A 15,236-nucleotide genomic window follows, 5' to 3' on the forward strand; every position below is an offset into this window, starting at 1 on the left:
CACAGCCTCCTTAATTTCACTTATTCAAATAAATTTACTAGGTTTTTAAACAGACTGTTTGATATACCTACTTTTCTTAAATGGCAATCCTAAATTTCCACGCAATGTATCAGCTTCATAGTCTTCTCGATAAAGCCCTCTAGCTTGTAATATCGGTACTACTTTATCAACAAAATCCTCTAAGGCACCTGGTACCGTTACACCGATTATGAAGCCATCTGCTGCCTCCTGCTCAAACCATTCCTGTACAAGATCAGCCACTTGCTCTGCCGTCCCAAAAAATGCCGTTTTCGGAGTCGCCTCACGTAAAGCAACTTGACGTAATGTAAGCCCCTCCTGCTTAGCATAGCGTTTAATATAATCAGTCGTACTTCTAAAGCTATTTGACCCAATTTCTCCCAGCTCTGGAAACGGCGCATTCACATCATACTGTGTAAAATCATGATGATCGAAGTAACGACCAAGATAAGCCAAAGCACGGTCAATGGAAACTAATTCAACGATTTCCTGATACTTTGCCTCTGCCTCCTCTACTGTATCGCCAATGATTGGAGAAATACCCGGAAAAATCTTTACTTCATCTGGATTTCGCTTAAATGCTGCAACCTCAGTCTTTACTCTTTTATAAAACTTTTGTGATTCTTCTATAGATGTCCCATGTGTAAAAATGGCATCTGCATCCTTAGCAGCCAATCGAATCCCAGCATCAGATGCACCCGCTTGGAATATAACTGGCTGGCCTTGCCTTGTTCGCCCAATATTTAGTGGACCTTGGACTGAAAAATACTGCCCTTTATGATGTAACGTGTGTAATTTTTCTGGATCAAAAAATTGGTCATTTTCGACATCTGCAATAAATGCATCATCTTCCCAGGAGTCCCATAATCCTTTAACAACCTCTAAATATTCTTCGGCGATTTGATAACGTTCTGCATGACTAGGATGTTGATCTATTGTTTTATTGTAGTTCAAAGCTGTACTTTCTAAAGGAGTAGTTACCACATTCCAGCCTGCACGCCCTGCACTAATATGATCTAAAGAGGCAAATTGACGTGCCACTGTGAATGGTTCGCTATAGGATGTCGATACCGTTCCAACTAGCCCTATATTATTGGTTGCTAATGCTAATGCCGATAATATCGTAATAGGCTCAAAACGATTTAAAAAATGAGGAATCGATTTTTCATTAATAAATAAGCCGTCCGCAATAAAAGCAACATCAAATTTCCCTTCCTCTGCTTTTTGAGCCTGCTGAATATAAAAAGGCAAGTTGACACTTTGATTGCTCGCTACCTTTGGATGACGCCAGCTTGAAATATTACCACCTACTCCGTGAATAATTGCTCCCAAACGAATTTTGTCTTGTCTAGCCATATCAATTCCTCCTTATTTTTATTTTTTACTAAACATAGTGGTTAAGTATGTTTTCGAGTTAAAAAAATATTTATTTACGATCATTCATAAATAAATTTGGATTGAGAATGATATTACAGTTCATTCAGACAATATGCAATAGGTTAAGTAATAGAAAAAATTTATCGGCTACATAAAAAATTTTATCACTCCATCATTTGTCCCCTTTCAAAATCCTTCGCTGTATGACAAATTGTCTCCCAAAAATCTGAAATCAATGTATCTTTATTTTTATAAGTTAGGAATATATGTTGATTCATATCCAGTAAATGCTTCACATCTACCTCAACAAATTCGCCGCTTTCAAGCTCATTTTTGACACAAAGCTGTGGTAAAAAGCTAATATAGTTTTTTGTGCGAATGAAGGCCTTAGCGATTTCTAAATGATCTGTTCGAACCTCTATATTGGCTGCTACACCCTCTACCTCGAACATTTTATGCACATAATTCCAATCAAACGCTCCACACTCAAAAAACACCATTTTCTGTTGTACCAATTCTTTCGCCTCGATGCATTCATATTGTGGTAAAGGATGTTCACAATGCTTCACAAGTTTCACTGCATTTTTTAATAATAACTCGTTGAATATTCCTTCTCTGTGCACATACTGAATGAAAGCTACATGTATTTGGTGACTCTCCAATTTTTCTAATAGCATAGCTGTTGAGCCTGTCACCAATTGAAAACGCAAATTAGGAAATTGTTCTTTCCATTTAGGTAACGCATCCGCTAAAAAATACTGAGCTGTTACGCCATTTGCACCAATACATACATCGTCTGTTTCCTGTGTCTTTTCCAATTGCTTCTTTCCTTGCTGAAATGTTTGCACGATTTGAGTGGCGAAAGGTAAGAAATCTTTGCCTTTATCTGATAATGTTACACTTCGTCCCTCTCGATAAAATAATTCAACCCCTAGCTCCCTCTCCAATGATTTGATGCGTGCAGTCACCGTCGGTTGAGAAAGAAACAAAGCGTTGGCTGCCTTATGCGTACTCTTGTAATGGACAACATATAAAAAAGCCTCTATATGGTCTATATTCATGTGAGTTCCATCCCTTCACTCCTTATTTAAATCTATTATATAAATAATTTTTTATATTCTCTATGCTTTATAGGAAAACTTAGTTTTTAGTCCTCTATCACTCCATACAAAAGAAAAAAGTAACCCAGCGTCTCCCAGGTTACTTGACTATGTAGCGATGTAGCCATCCATCTTGACAACAAGCATCGCGCGTGGTGATCATCCCTCTGTCTGTCAGCCACTTGTAGGTTATTCATATGGGCACCCTCTGTTGCGCATATAAACTCTATTTATTGTACTTTTCAACTCGAAAAGTATAGTTCAAATCTTACGCTAGAATTGATGCAAGAACTGCTTTCTGTGCATGAAGTCTGTTCTCAGCTTGCTCAAAAATGTAAGAATTAGGGCCATCAATAACAGATGTTGCCACTTCTTCCTCACGATGTGCTGGCAAGCAATGCAGGAACATGTAGTTCGGTTTCGCATATGCTACAAGCTCATCATTGATTTGGTAATCTGCAAAATCTTGCAAACGTTTTGCTGCTTCTTCCTCTTGGCCCATCGAAGTCCAAACATCTGCATAAACAACATCTGCCTGTAATACAGCTTCCACAGGGTCATGTGTCACCATAATTGTACTGCCATTTGCCGCGGCAATTGCTTGTGCGTTAGCGATCACTTCCGCATCACATTCATAGCCTGCTGGTGTCGCCACAGCTACATTCATCCCAACATGTGCTGAAGCCACTATTAAAGAATGTGCTACATTGTTGCCATCTCCTACATAGGCAATTTTAAGTCCCTTTAAAAAACCTTTGTTTTCTGCAATTGTTTCTAAGTCCGCTAAAGCTTGGCATGGATGATAAATATCTGTTAATCCATTGATGACGGGAATAGCCGCATGCTCTGCTAGTTCCTTCACCATTGCGTGGGAATTTGCTCGGATCATAATCCCATCCAAATAGCCTGATAAGACATGTGCTGTATCGTAAATGGATTCACCACGGCCTATTTGTAAGTCACGTGCATGCATAAACATACTTTTTCCACCTAGCTGATTCATACCAACTTCAAAGGAAATACGAGTACGCGTTGAATGTTTTTCAAAGATCATACCAAGTGTTTTGCCTTCTAGTAATCTTGGACATTTCCCCTCTTTGGTAATCATTTTAAGCTGAGTTGCTAATTCAATAAGTTCTTTAACTTCTTGACTTGTATAGTCAAGCAACGTTAATAGGTCTTTTCCTTTTAAACTAGAAACTAACTTTAGCTGTACTTCTTCGAGTAATTTCATGGCCTTCGCTCCTTGTTTCATTGCTGTTGAAATCAGTATATCATGCATAAATATAAAATCAACTGAATTTTTATAATTTTTTTCGATAAATATTAAATGTGACAAAAATTCGTCATATTGAATATTTATGCATAATAACATTTTTTAAGATTGAATCCTTTGTAGTTTAATTATAGAAAGGGGTATGAATAAAGAAGGAACATGGGGCAGTTATTGAAAGAACTTGAAAACGTAAAAACCTCCTAACATTAATTTGTTAGGAGGTAAAAATTCTTTATCTTTATATACGGCTACTTACTCGATACTGCCTGTTGGGTATAATGTAGTTCCTCCAATGGAGACTTTGATTTCATTAGACAATGGAACATTATATTCATCAATAACCGTTCTCCACCATTCCCAAGCAAGACCTGTACATTCTCTTGCATAAATTCTTATATTTTTCGAATTAGCCGGAAGCGGTATGACTGTAGAAAAATGAGCTGTTTTATCTCTCCAGTTTCCATCCCACGTTTTATGAGTTAATACTTCATTTCCATTCTCATCATAGGAAAATTCGTCCCATGCTATTTCAAATTGAGCAACGTATGCACCATAATGATCAAGGATGATCTTGCCTTTAGAATATTCTGTAGCTGTCGTCTCAATATAATCTGTATTATTATGAACAGCAGCAATTGAATGATCCTTTAAGAAAACACTTGTATAGGAAATTGGATAAGCTGGATTTTTAAGACTAAATTCTCCATTATCTTTAATGACTTCTCTAATATCATTAAAGTCCTTTGAGACAATTTGATTATGCTTTTGTGAATCTCCGCCTAATACTACAGCGGTAAAGGAACTTTCCTCAAAAATATCCTTGTATTGTGCACTAGTTTCTACATTCGTGTTAACATTCTTCAGTAATGCTTTAAATGCTGCTTGTACATCCTTACTCTTAGAGCTTGTTTCTAATTTCACATAAATTGTTCTACCATAAGCTACATTCGACACCATTACAGGAGGAGCATCATTGCTTACCCCTTTACGAGTTAGCTCTGCAAAATCAACACTATCATCGAAAAGATCTGATGGATTGTTAGGCAGTTCTGCACTTACCGTATAAAAAATTTGTTTATATGCGGCAACCATCACTTTTTTCTCTCCATTCGCAATCGCATTAAAGTCAATTCCCAGTGAATTGTCGAGAACTTGGGCGTTTACATTCAAAGCGCTTGCTATTTGAGATTTGCTATAAACCATTGATTCTGAATATTGTAGTCTTGCAGGTAAAGTATGTGTAGAGGAATATTTCTCGCTCCAAGTAGATACTAACTCATCCACGGCTCCAGATACATTACCATATGTTGGATTATCAACAGTCAAAGTATTTTCTCTTTTCATACCAGGTAAATCAATGCTAATATTTAGGGGTTTTCTTTTAGCCACCAATAAGTTGGGTTGATTGTCTACAAAAGCTTGGTTGGCAAGTTGTAGGGCTCCTGGATATGTACGATTCGCCATCGAATCAATAATTGATATATCCACTGGTGAAGTTGTCAGTGATTTCTTATTGCGCTCCACCACTATAAATTTATCATTGGAGTTAAGCCCTTCTTTTGGAACAAAGCTATCAACTCTGTCACCATTCACTGCTAGTACTTCCCTGTTGTTGTAGTTCAAGTTTGCTATACCCGTATCAATGTCAGATTTGCTTTTTACACTAGAACTATTAGTATCAAGTGTTTCAGCAAATGAAATACTTGGATAATTTAGAATGCATAAACTAATAGATAAACATAATATAAACTTGATTGTTTTTTTAATTCCCAAATAAATCCACTCCTTTTATAGGAAATTATACCATATAAAAATAATTTTCAAATATAGTATTTTCGTTTCATTTTTTATTGTGCAAATAATATGTACTTATGATTATTATGATAACTATTATGTTAATTTTGTGCGATATGTCTACTATCTTTTTTCATTAACAAAAAAGCCTTCTAACATTTTAGTTAGAAGGCAAAACTACTGTTTATCTATTTAGTTCTATCCATTCAATCAGTCGAATGTAATTTTATTGACTGCATCACGGTCTAATTTTTTAATGACTTCAACCATTAATTTAACAGCGTTGTCATAATCATCACGATGTAGGATACCTGCATGTGAATGGATATAACGTGTCGCAATACCGATGGATAATGCTGGTACACCATTTGCTGTTACATGGATGGAGCCAGCATCTGTACCGCCGCCAGCCATTGCCTCAAATTGGTATGGAATATTGTTTTCGTCTGCTACGTCTAATACGAATTCACGTAAGCCACGGTGTGAAACCATAGATGCATCATACACAACGATTTGAGGACCTGCCCCCATTTTACTCGTTGATTCTTTAGCTGTTACTCCTGGAGTATCTCCTGCTACACCTACATCAACGGCAAATCCAATATCCGGTTGGATTTTATGTGTAGCTGTTTTAGCACCACGAAGTCCAACTTCTTCTTGCACATTTCCTACAGAGTAAAGAATATTAGGGTGTTTTTCATTTTGTAAAGCTTTCATTACATCAATAGCAATGGCACAACCAATACGATTATCCCAAGCTTTGGCCAATAAATATTTTTCATTTTTCATAACATTAAACTCGAAATATGGTGTTACCATATCGCCAGGACGTACGCCCCATTCAAGCACTTCATCTTTAGAAGCTGCACCAATATCAATAAACATATCTTTAATGTCTACTACTTTATTGCGGACATCAGCAGGTAAAATATGAGGTGGCTTTGAACCGATAACCCCTATTACTTCATCACCTTTACGTGTTGTAATTGTCACGCGCTGTGCCAGCATAACTTGGCTCCACCAGCCACCTACTGTTTGGAATTTGATAAAGCCTTTGTCATCAATTTGTGTAACCATGAAACCTACTTCATCTAAATGTCCTGCCACGACGATTTTAGGTCCGTTTTCATCGCCTACTTTTTTAGCGATTACACTACCTAGGTTATCTGTTTCTACAGTATCTGCATACGGTGCAATATATTTTTTCATGACCTCACGCGGTGCACGTTCATTACCTGCAATACCATTTGCATCTGTTAAATCTTTAAACATTTGTAATGTTGGATCTAGTTGTGTCATTCTTTTGCCTCCTACTTCTTATATCTATTTTATTATACTTCGTTTACCGAAATATTCCTAGCTTAATCGTCTGAAAATTGGTGTATTTCTTAATTATTTAATATCCTGTACGCTGACGATTATAATTTTCTTGGTTTTTTTCAATATATGCATGAACTACATCTTCGAAAGTAAAACCAAGATTGTATGCAAGTAAACCATAGCATTGCCAAATTGCTAGATATCGATCCTCTGTCGGTTGCTCGATAAAAGCTAAAATAGCACTTTGTGTCTCTATAAATGTTGCTGTTAAATGTCTCTGTTCTTCTATCACAGGCCATTTTTCGATGGTTGTATAGTTCTTTAATAAGCCTAAGGAAAGGATAAAATGAATAGAATCCACATATTCTTCTAGAATGACTTCTCGTGCTGAAGGCCCTTTTGTACTCCAAAATTTAAAGCAGCGCGTTTCATTGGCTAGCTCAGCTAGCTCTACCAATAATGCTAGTCCTTTTTCTTGAAATACATCTTTCTGAATATTTTGAGTTTGCTCAATGAAATCATCCAGCTCTTTTTGCATCATAAACAATTGTTGTATATTCATTTTTTTCTCCTAAATTTCTAAAAAATATTTAAATAAAAGTGAAACTATTTGACCTCCCCAATCGTATAGGAAAGAATAACCTTTCTTCAAGGGGGAAATTTAAACATGTTGCCGTTACTAATTCGACTTGCTGTAATAGCGCTTATTATTTATGTATTTTATAAAGCGATTCGTTATATAACTGATCCTAAACGCAAACTTGACGAAGCCTATGAAAAAGGCCAATATTACTTTTATGATGACGTTAAAAATGTCCGGAAAAATTTCTTTATTTCCTATAAGGGTGCTCTTTTTGAAGGCGAAAAATACTTAGGTACAACAGAGGATGCCTTCGAGGTTGTCACTATTTTTGTCGGCGCACGTGATACTGCAACATTGCAGGGCTTTACAAAAGGCGACTTTGAATATTTACAGCAAGAAATACTATTGAATTATCCAAGTGCGAAAATCAATTGGAAGCAGCCCATTGAACAGCTTATGCGTAACACATCCTCTTGATGAGGATGTGTGTTTTAAAATGTTTTTATTTATATCCAAAGCTGTACGATAATAAAAATTTGGATGGCTGCCAGTAGAGGAAATCCAAAGGCAAAACTATTATGGCGTGTTTTGTGACGGAATAAATACATGCCAAGCACTCCACCTACTGCCCCTCCTACGATGGCTAGTGTGAACAAAGTACGCTCTGCAATACGCCATTCATGCTTTTTAGCACGCGATTTGTCCATCCCCATTAAAATGAGCAACACAATCGATATAATACTCATATAAGCTAATACTGCTTGTCCCATTTTCTACTCCTTTATCAAAAAAACGTATATGATTAATCTAACACAAAAAAGACTGATGGAAAAATCCATCAGTCTTTTTCTTCACCTATCGCATTCGCTTTCGGTGCAGAAATAATATTTAACTGAGTCAAATATTATTTAGCTACTGCTTTTTTAGCAGCGTCTGCTAATTGAGTGAATGCAGCAGCATCAGTTACAGCAAGGTCAGCTAACATTTTACGGTTAACTTCGATACCAGCAACTTTTAAACCGTGCATTAAACGGCTGTAAGAAAGACCGTTCATACGAGCAGCTGCGTTGATACGAGTGATCCATAATTTACGGAAATCACGTTTTTTCTGACGACGGTCACGGTATGCATATTGACCTGACTTCATTACTGCTTGGTTAGCAACTTTATATAATGTATGTTTTGAACCATAGTAACCTTTAGCTAATTTTAATACTTTTTTACGACGTTTGCGCGTCACTGTTCCGCCTTTTACGCGTGGCATATGAATTACCTCCTGCTTTTCATTAAAAAATGAATGTTAGTATTTTTGTAGTCAATTATTTCATGTAAACAAGTAAAGATTTGATGCGTTTGAAGTCACCAGATGAAACGATGTTTGCTTTACGTAAGTGACGTTTTTGTTTCGTAGATTTGTTTGCGAATAAGTGGCTTCCATAAGCACGGTCATATTTTAATTTACCTGAACCCGTTTTTTTGAAACGTTTCGCAGCTCCACGGTGAGTTTTCATTTTTGGCATGTCGAATTCCTCCTAAACTGTTCGTCTAATATTATTTCTCGTTCTTTGGTTGAAGAACTAAGAACATGCTTCGGCCTTCCATCTTCGGTTTTTGTTCTACCGTTGATACTTCAGCACAAGCTTCAGCAAAACGATCTAACACACGTTGACCAATATCTTTGTGTGTAATCGCACGACCTTTGAAACGTAGGCTACATTTTACTTTATCGCCTTTTTCAAGGAATTTAATCGCATTACGTAGCTTCGTTTGGAAATCATGTTCATCGATTGTCGGGCTCAGACGAACCTCTTTCATTACGATGACTTTTTGATTTTTACGAATTTCACGGTCTTTCTTTTGCTGTTCAAACTTAAATTTACCATAGTCCATGATACGAGCGACTGGCGGCTTGGCTTGAGGGGCCACAAGGACAAGATCCAAGTTTACACGAGCGGCGATTTCTAGCGCTTCATTACGTGTCTTTACACCAAGCTGGTCACCATTGTGATCGATTAATCGAAGTTCACGTGCGCGAATGCCTTCGTTTACATACATGTCTTTGCTAATAGTAATCCACCTCCAAGTAGTTGTCGCGAATACATGGTTTGGGCAAAGCCTTGCCCGGTTGAACGGTACATCCTCTTGTCATGTCCATAAAAAAAGGACGGACATTTTGAAGATGTCCGCCCGCTATATGTGCATGCGCAAGTCTACGCAAAACAATTCAACGTGTCATACCTGTTCACAGCCTTTAAAGCGTTGTATCAGGTGAGAAGCGGGCAGCCTCTACTTCAACCACAAACTTTGTATTCATTAACCTTAATTATATTAGCATGTATATGATAAGCTGTCAAATACTAATTTTCTTATCATTTCTAGATTGACCTACTATTAAATAATTTATACAACAGCAAGATTCATTTTATACAAAAAACCTCACTTATGCAAGTGAGGTTTTTTAAGAAAGATTATTTTGTAATTTCTGCTTTTATAGCTGCTAGGAAATTCTCAAAGCTAATTGTTTCGGAATCTTTTGAGCCATAGCGACGAACATTAACACCTTTAGCTTCAACTTCTTTATCACCAATGACAAGCATATACGGAATCTTTTTCATTTGTGCTTCACGAATTTTATAGCCTAATTTCTCTTCACGATCATCCATTTCCACACGTAAGCCCGCTGCTGTTAATTGCTCTTCGATTTGTTTTGCATAATCGAAGTGTGCTTCATTCGATACTGGAATGACTTCTACTTGGACAGGAGCTAACCAAGTTGGGAATGCACCTTTATATTCTTCAATTAAGAAGGCAACGAAGCGCTCCATTGTTGATACAACGCCACGGTGAATAACGACTGGACGATGTGGTTTGCCATCCTCCCCAACGTAGCTTAGGTCGAAACGTTCTGGTAATAAGAAGTCTAGCTGAACTGTTGATAAAGTTTCTTCTTTACCAATCGCTGTTTTTACTTGCACATCCAGTTTAGGACCATAGAATGCTGCTTCACCCTCAGCCTCGAAGTAATCTAAGCCAAGCTCATCCATTGCTTCTTTTAACATACTTTGTGCTTTTTCCCACATAGCATCATCATTAAAGTATTTTTCAGTATCAGCAGGGTCGCGATATGATAAACGGAATGAATAATCATTTAAATCGAAATCTTTATACACCTCTAAGATTAACTGCACGACTTTTTGGAATTCTGCTTTAATTTGGTCTGGACGAACAAAGATATGTGCATCATTTAAAGTCATCCCACGTACGCGCTGCAGGCCAGAAACTGCTCCCGACATTTCATAGCGGTGCATTGTTCCAAGCTCAGCAATACGTAATGGTAAGCTACGATAAGAATGCATGCTATTTTTGTAAACCATCATATGGTGAGGACAGTTCATTGGACGCATAATTAATGTCTCGTTGTCCATTTCCATTGGTGGGAAAATAGAATCTTGGTAATGATCCCAGTGACCTGAAGTTTGATAAAGCTCTTTTGAACCTAATACAGGTGTATAAACATGCTTATATCCAAGAGATAATTCTTTATCGACAATATAACGCTCAATAACACGACGAATTGTTGCACCATTTGGTAACCAAAGTGGTAAACCTTGGCCGACCTTTTGAGAAGTTGTAAATAGCTCTAATTCCTTCCCGATTTTACGGTGATCACGTTCTTTTGCTTCTTCTAGCATTTGTAGGTGATGTTTTAATTCTTCTTTTTTGAAGAACGCTGTACCATAAATACGTTGTAGCATTTTGTTATCAGAGTTCCCTCTCCAATAGGCACCTGCTAATGATAGCAGCTTGAATTCGCGAAGTTTACCAGTAGATGGTACGTGAATACCACGGCAAAGATCGAAAAATTCCCCTTGATAATAAATGGACACTTGCTCATCTGCAGGGATTGCCTCTAGTAATTCTAATTTATATTCATCGCCAATTTCTTCATACATTGCTTGTGCTTCCGCACGACTTACATTTTTACGTTCTACCTCTAGATTTTCAGCAATAATTTTTTTCATTTCCTTTTCAATTGCTGGTAAATCCTCGGCAGTGATGGGTGTAGGAGAATCAATATCGTAGTAGAATCCTCCATCAATGACAGGACCAATACCAAGTTTTACATCTGGGAATAAACGTTTAATTGCCTGTGCTGTTAAATGAGCTGTTGAGTGACGTAAAATCTCAAGTGCTTCTTCATCATCTTGTGTAATAATGGCAATTGTAGCATCTTCCTCGATTGGTGTTTTTAAATCTACCAATACATCATTAATTTTACCTGCATAAGCTTTTTTTCGTAAGCCAGGGCTGATTGATAAGGCTACGTCATCTGTTGATGTACCTTTTACAAATTCTTTTACTGCGCCATCTGGGAAAGTTAATTTAATCATTTCTGACATATTCTTTGCACTCCTTTGTTAAGTTGAATACATAATGATTGATTGTAGACTAATAAAGTGATTCAGCTGCCAATATGAGCGCTCTCCACAATTGGACTAAGCGAAGTCTCCACATCTAAAATAATAAAAAAAGCCCCGTCCCTCACAAAAGGGACGAAGCGTATGCTCGTGGTTCCACCCTTCTTCCTTCCGACTTATCAAGTCAGACGAAGCTCAAGGCTAGCTAACGGGCTAGGGACCGGCGAAAGATTATCCCTTTCGCTGCTCAGCAGGTAGTAAATGATGCGTTCAAACTAGGAAGCTTTCAGCCGTTGACTTCCCTCTCTAGAAGCTGATACACAAAATTCATGTCCTCATCAATGCATATTGATATTTAGTATATGAGTCAGTATACGCTCGATTGTCGAAAAATGCAACTACCAATGTTACATCCTACGGTTATTGCCACGCATTTCAATTGGCTCTGTCAAGGCTTTAATACGCTCCATTATACGGCCTGCCTTAACAACCTCAATATCACCTTTTTGTGATTGAGCTAAATGGTGCTCTAATTCTCCATAATTAAAATTTGATGTAATAAACGTTGGCAATTGTTCCGCCATACGATAATGGAAAATAGTCCCTAAAATTTCATCCCGTGTCCAGGCGGTCATTGTTTCTGCACCTAAATCATCGAGCATTAAAACAGGTGCCTTTTTAATATAATCTATTTTTTCATTCAATGTATTATCGCCAATAGCATTTTTCATTTCCCGTAAAAATTCTGGCACGAAGACAACCACTGAACGTATTTTAATAGACGCTAGCTCATTGGCAATTGCACCAAGCACAAAAGACTTCCCCACGCCGAATTTACCGTATAAGTAAAAACCCTTTGATGGTAAATGACCAGATTCTTTTGTCGCTTTTACAAATTGTGCTGCTTTTTGGGCAATCATCACCCGAGACTCATCATCGATACTTAAATCTTGAATAGTTGCTTGAAGCACATCTTTTGGCATATGCATACTTGCAATCATATTCGCGACATCCCGACGCTCTTCTTCCCTGATCTTTTGCTCACAGCGTACATAATCAATTTCAACTGTATTCCGAACTACCCTTAGAGTAGGGAGGAAGCCTTTTAAATAGTTTGTACAATGTTCTGTGTTATCACAACCACAACATTCCGTAGATTGACTAATAAATTCATGCAGCTTAGGTAAATTTCGTTCGATATTATCATAGCTTAATTCATCTGCATGACGTGCAAGAAATTCCTGTACTCGGGGATTATCTAAAATTTCACGTCGCATAGCTTCATAGCGTTCTTGAAACGAGGGTACATTAATAGCTCGTTTTAATGGTCCATTTATTGGTTCGATTGTTGTTCACCTTCTTTACTATTCACTTTTCCCTAGCATTTCTAATATTTTTTGACGTTCTTTTTCAAAATCTATCGTGCTAGAAGTACTTTCCTCTTGTTTCTCATCACGTTTATAAAACCACTCAGGAACTTTTTCTTCTCGTTGATGTCCTGAACGTCCCTTAACACGCTGACTCGTTTTAGTGGTCGTTTGAGGTTTATTTTTCCAAGTTGTATATTTATCATGCTCTTGGCGTGCAAGTTCCATTGCTTCTTTAGCGGTTTGAATATTTTTACGAACCCAATGATCCGCAATCGTTTCCACATATTTTTTAGGTAACTTCATATCCGTTGTTAACATAACATACTCTAGCAAAGCATTGACTACCCCAACCGGCATGCCATGCTGTACAATCAAACTTTCCGCAAGTTGTACAGAGGTTTGCAAAGGTTCTTTTCCATTATTAATGTCACGTAACACTTGAATAGGAGCTGTAGTCTCTAAATAGTGTTGTAGCTCCTGATCCTTCGTTTTTTGTCCCGTTTCTTCTAATGGCAACTGTTCGCTAACTCTCGCTATTTTGGGCGGCTCTTTTGACACAGTTAACTTATAGAAATCAGCAGCTGCCTTGCGTAAGCGCTCTTGAGAAATTCCTAAATCATCGTCTAAAGCAAGAATCACCACTTTTTGCATATCGAGCGCTGTTAAATGATATAAAAATGCTAGCTTTGCGATAGCCTCACGAACTTCTAATGTCAGTAAACTAGACGGTACCAATTGCTCGGATAACCCTGCTTGTAACAAATCGAAGTCAAATTGCTCCAAATAAAAAGGATACACCCTTTGTTGTTTATCCTTACGATTCGTATCCACTTGTAAATCTGATGGAATATTGGAATGAACGGGCTTATAGACATCTATAAAGGCACGAGATACATCCTTTAACTCCGCGTCCCTTACAGGGGATATAAAACGTTGACGCAAATTACGATATGCCTGCTCTCCAATTTTGCTAAATAAAAACATCGACAACAACGGGTCTTTCATAAAGCTTTCTGCATCTAATGGACGCTGTAGCTCATATAAAAAACTCCGCTCACCAGCATTTTCTTTTTTCCATGTACGTAGTAAACCAATCGCTTCAAGGGCTATTCGTGCCTCAAACACTTTACCAATGGGCAGACCAAGCACATTCATTAAATAATAATGTGTCATTTGCTGCTTTGGTATCTGCTCTGCTTCAGCCCATAAAGTTAAGTATAGGCTGATGGGGTCTGAGCCCGTTAACGGTTGATAGAATAATGTTACTAATTGACGCTCTTGAGTAGAAAATGCATGAGGTAGACGAATGTCAAAAGGATCGCCAGGCTGCAATTCCTTATATAAATGAATCAACGTCATTCATCCTCTCTATTTTCTATGATTTCTGCTCCGTTTGACGTTGAATAATATCTTTAATCTCCTCGATAAAGACATTGATATCTTTAAACTGTCGGTAGACCGATGCAAAACGGACATACGCCACCTCATCAATTTTGGCTAAGCGATCCATGACCAATTCACCGACATCTTCTGAACGTACCTCCGAATTTCCAATACGACGAAGATCTTTTTCAATTGATAGGACAAGTTGCTCCAGTATATCAAGCGCAACTGGGCGTTTCTCACAGGCACGAATAAGGCCACGAAGTACCTTTTCACGGCTAAATTCCTCTCGTGAACCTTCTTTTTTCACTACAACTAATGGGGTCTCTTCAATTTTTTCAAACGTTGTAAAACGGAAGCCACATGACTCACATTCACGACGTCTACGAATTTCTTTGTTATCATCTACTGGCCTCGAATCCACAACACGCGTTCCGTTAAATTGGCAAGATGGACATCTCATATAATTACTCTCCTGGTTTACAACAATTTAATATTTCTATTATAACAAATTTCCTACATATAAGAAAAGTGCATTCACGTAGTGAGCTCATGATAAACCTAAAGCACCTAAAGTACAAGGAAAGTTTTTTAAAA

Annotated in this window: 15 protein-coding genes and 1 other annotated feature; of the genes, 1 reads left to right on the top strand and 14 read right to left on the bottom strand. The window is 37.6% G+C overall.

The window, feature by feature from the left end; all coding sequences use genetic code 11:
* Window positions 1–45: 45 nt before the first annotated feature.
* The 6 genes from A2J09_RS12810 to A2J09_RS12835 form a co-directional block, all read right to left on the bottom strand.
* Window positions 46–1,374 carry an LLM class flavin-dependent oxidoreductase gene (locus tag A2J09_RS12810; protein ID WP_012295596.1) on the bottom strand — a complete coding sequence of 443 codons (1,329 nt, stop codon included), beginning with the start codon at window positions 1,372–1,374 and terminating at the stop codon, window positions 46–48.
* 185 nt (window positions 1,375–1,559) lie between these two features.
* Entirely contained in the window at window positions 1,560–2,456 is an 897-nt protein-coding gene (locus A2J09_RS12815; RefSeq protein WP_012295597.1) for a LysR family transcriptional regulator, read from the bottom strand.
* Between the two features lie 307 nt (window positions 2,457–2,763).
* Window positions 2,764–3,729, bottom strand: a complete 966-nt coding sequence (argF, locus tag A2J09_RS12820; RefSeq protein ID WP_031416420.1) for an ornithine carbamoyltransferase — start codon at window positions 3,727–3,729, stop codon at window positions 2,764–2,766.
* 294 nt (window positions 3,730–4,023) lie between these two features.
* Window positions 4,024–5,544 (bottom strand): thiol-activated cytolysin family protein, encoded by a 1,521-nt coding sequence (locus tag A2J09_RS12825; protein WP_012295599.1) that lies wholly within the window; start codon window positions 5,542–5,544, stop codon window positions 4,024–4,026.
* 231 nt (window positions 5,545–5,775) lie between these two features.
* Entirely contained in the window at window positions 5,776–6,864 is a 1,089-nt protein-coding gene (locus A2J09_RS12830; protein WP_008179256.1) for a M42 family metallopeptidase, read from the bottom strand.
* A gap of 97 nt (window positions 6,865–6,961) precedes the next feature.
* A complete protein-coding gene (locus tag A2J09_RS12835; RefSeq protein ID WP_012295600.1) occupies window positions 6,962–7,447 on the bottom strand; it encodes a dUTP diphosphatase in 486 nt (161 codons plus the stop codon).
* A 105-nt stretch (window positions 7,448–7,552) separates the two neighbouring features.
* On the opposite strand from A2J09_RS12835, the gene A2J09_RS12840 reads away from it, so the two are divergent.
* On the top strand, window positions 7,553–7,945 hold the full coding sequence (locus tag A2J09_RS12840) for a hypothetical protein (RefSeq protein ID WP_008179260.1): 393 nt from the start codon (window positions 7,553–7,555) through the stop codon (window positions 7,943–7,945).
* 29 nt (window positions 7,946–7,974) lie between these two features.
* On the opposite strand, the gene A2J09_RS12845 is transcribed toward A2J09_RS12840, so the two are convergent.
* From A2J09_RS12845 to nrdR, 8 genes are all read right to left on the bottom strand, one after another.
* Complete coding sequence (locus A2J09_RS12845) at window positions 7,975–8,238, bottom strand: DUF1294 domain-containing protein (RefSeq protein ID WP_012295601.1); 264 nt, start codon at window positions 8,236–8,238, stop codon at window positions 7,975–7,977.
* Window positions 8,239–8,372: 134 nt separating this feature from the next.
* Window positions 8,373–8,732, bottom strand: a complete 360-nt coding sequence (gene rplT, locus A2J09_RS12850) for a 50S ribosomal protein L20 (RefSeq protein ID WP_004226314.1) — start codon at window positions 8,730–8,732, stop codon at window positions 8,373–8,375.
* Between the two features lie 55 nt (window positions 8,733–8,787).
* Complete coding sequence (gene rpmI / locus A2J09_RS12855) at window positions 8,788–8,988, bottom strand: 50S ribosomal protein L35 (RefSeq protein WP_004226312.1); 201 nt, start codon at window positions 8,986–8,988, stop codon at window positions 8,788–8,790.
* Window positions 8,989–9,019: 31 nt separating this feature from the next.
* On the bottom strand, window positions 9,020–9,523 hold the full coding sequence (gene infC / locus A2J09_RS12860) for a translation initiation factor IF-3 (protein WP_012295602.1): 504 nt from the start codon (window positions 9,521–9,523) through the stop codon (window positions 9,020–9,022).
* A gap of 95 nt (window positions 9,524–9,618) precedes the next feature.
* Window positions 9,619–9,766: a sequence feature (ribosomal protein L20 leader region), on the bottom strand.
* A 170-nt stretch (window positions 9,767–9,936) separates the two neighbouring features.
* A complete protein-coding gene (thrS, locus tag A2J09_RS12865) occupies window positions 9,937–11,868 on the bottom strand; it encodes a threonine--tRNA ligase (protein ID WP_012295603.1) in 1,932 nt (643 codons plus the stop codon).
* 425 nt (window positions 11,869–12,293) lie between these two features.
* On the bottom strand, window positions 12,294–13,223 hold the full coding sequence (dnaI, locus tag A2J09_RS12870; RefSeq protein WP_257216206.1) for a primosomal protein DnaI: 930 nt from the start codon (window positions 13,221–13,223) through the stop codon (window positions 12,294–12,296).
* Window positions 13,224–13,250: 27 nt separating this feature from the next.
* A complete protein-coding gene (locus A2J09_RS12875) occupies window positions 13,251–14,615 on the bottom strand; it encodes a replication initiation and membrane attachment family protein (RefSeq protein ID WP_036162294.1) in 1,365 nt (454 codons plus the stop codon).
* A gap of 16 nt (window positions 14,616–14,631) precedes the next feature.
* A complete protein-coding gene (gene nrdR / locus A2J09_RS12880) occupies window positions 14,632–15,102 on the bottom strand; it encodes a transcriptional regulator NrdR (protein ID WP_008176873.1) in 471 nt (156 codons plus the stop codon).
* Window positions 15,103–15,236: the final 134 nt, after the last annotated feature.

The organism is Lysinibacillus sphaericus (assembly GCF_001629735.1).
Taxonomy (GTDB): domain Bacteria; phylum Bacillota; class Bacilli; order Bacillales_A; family Planococcaceae; genus Lysinibacillus; species Lysinibacillus pinottii.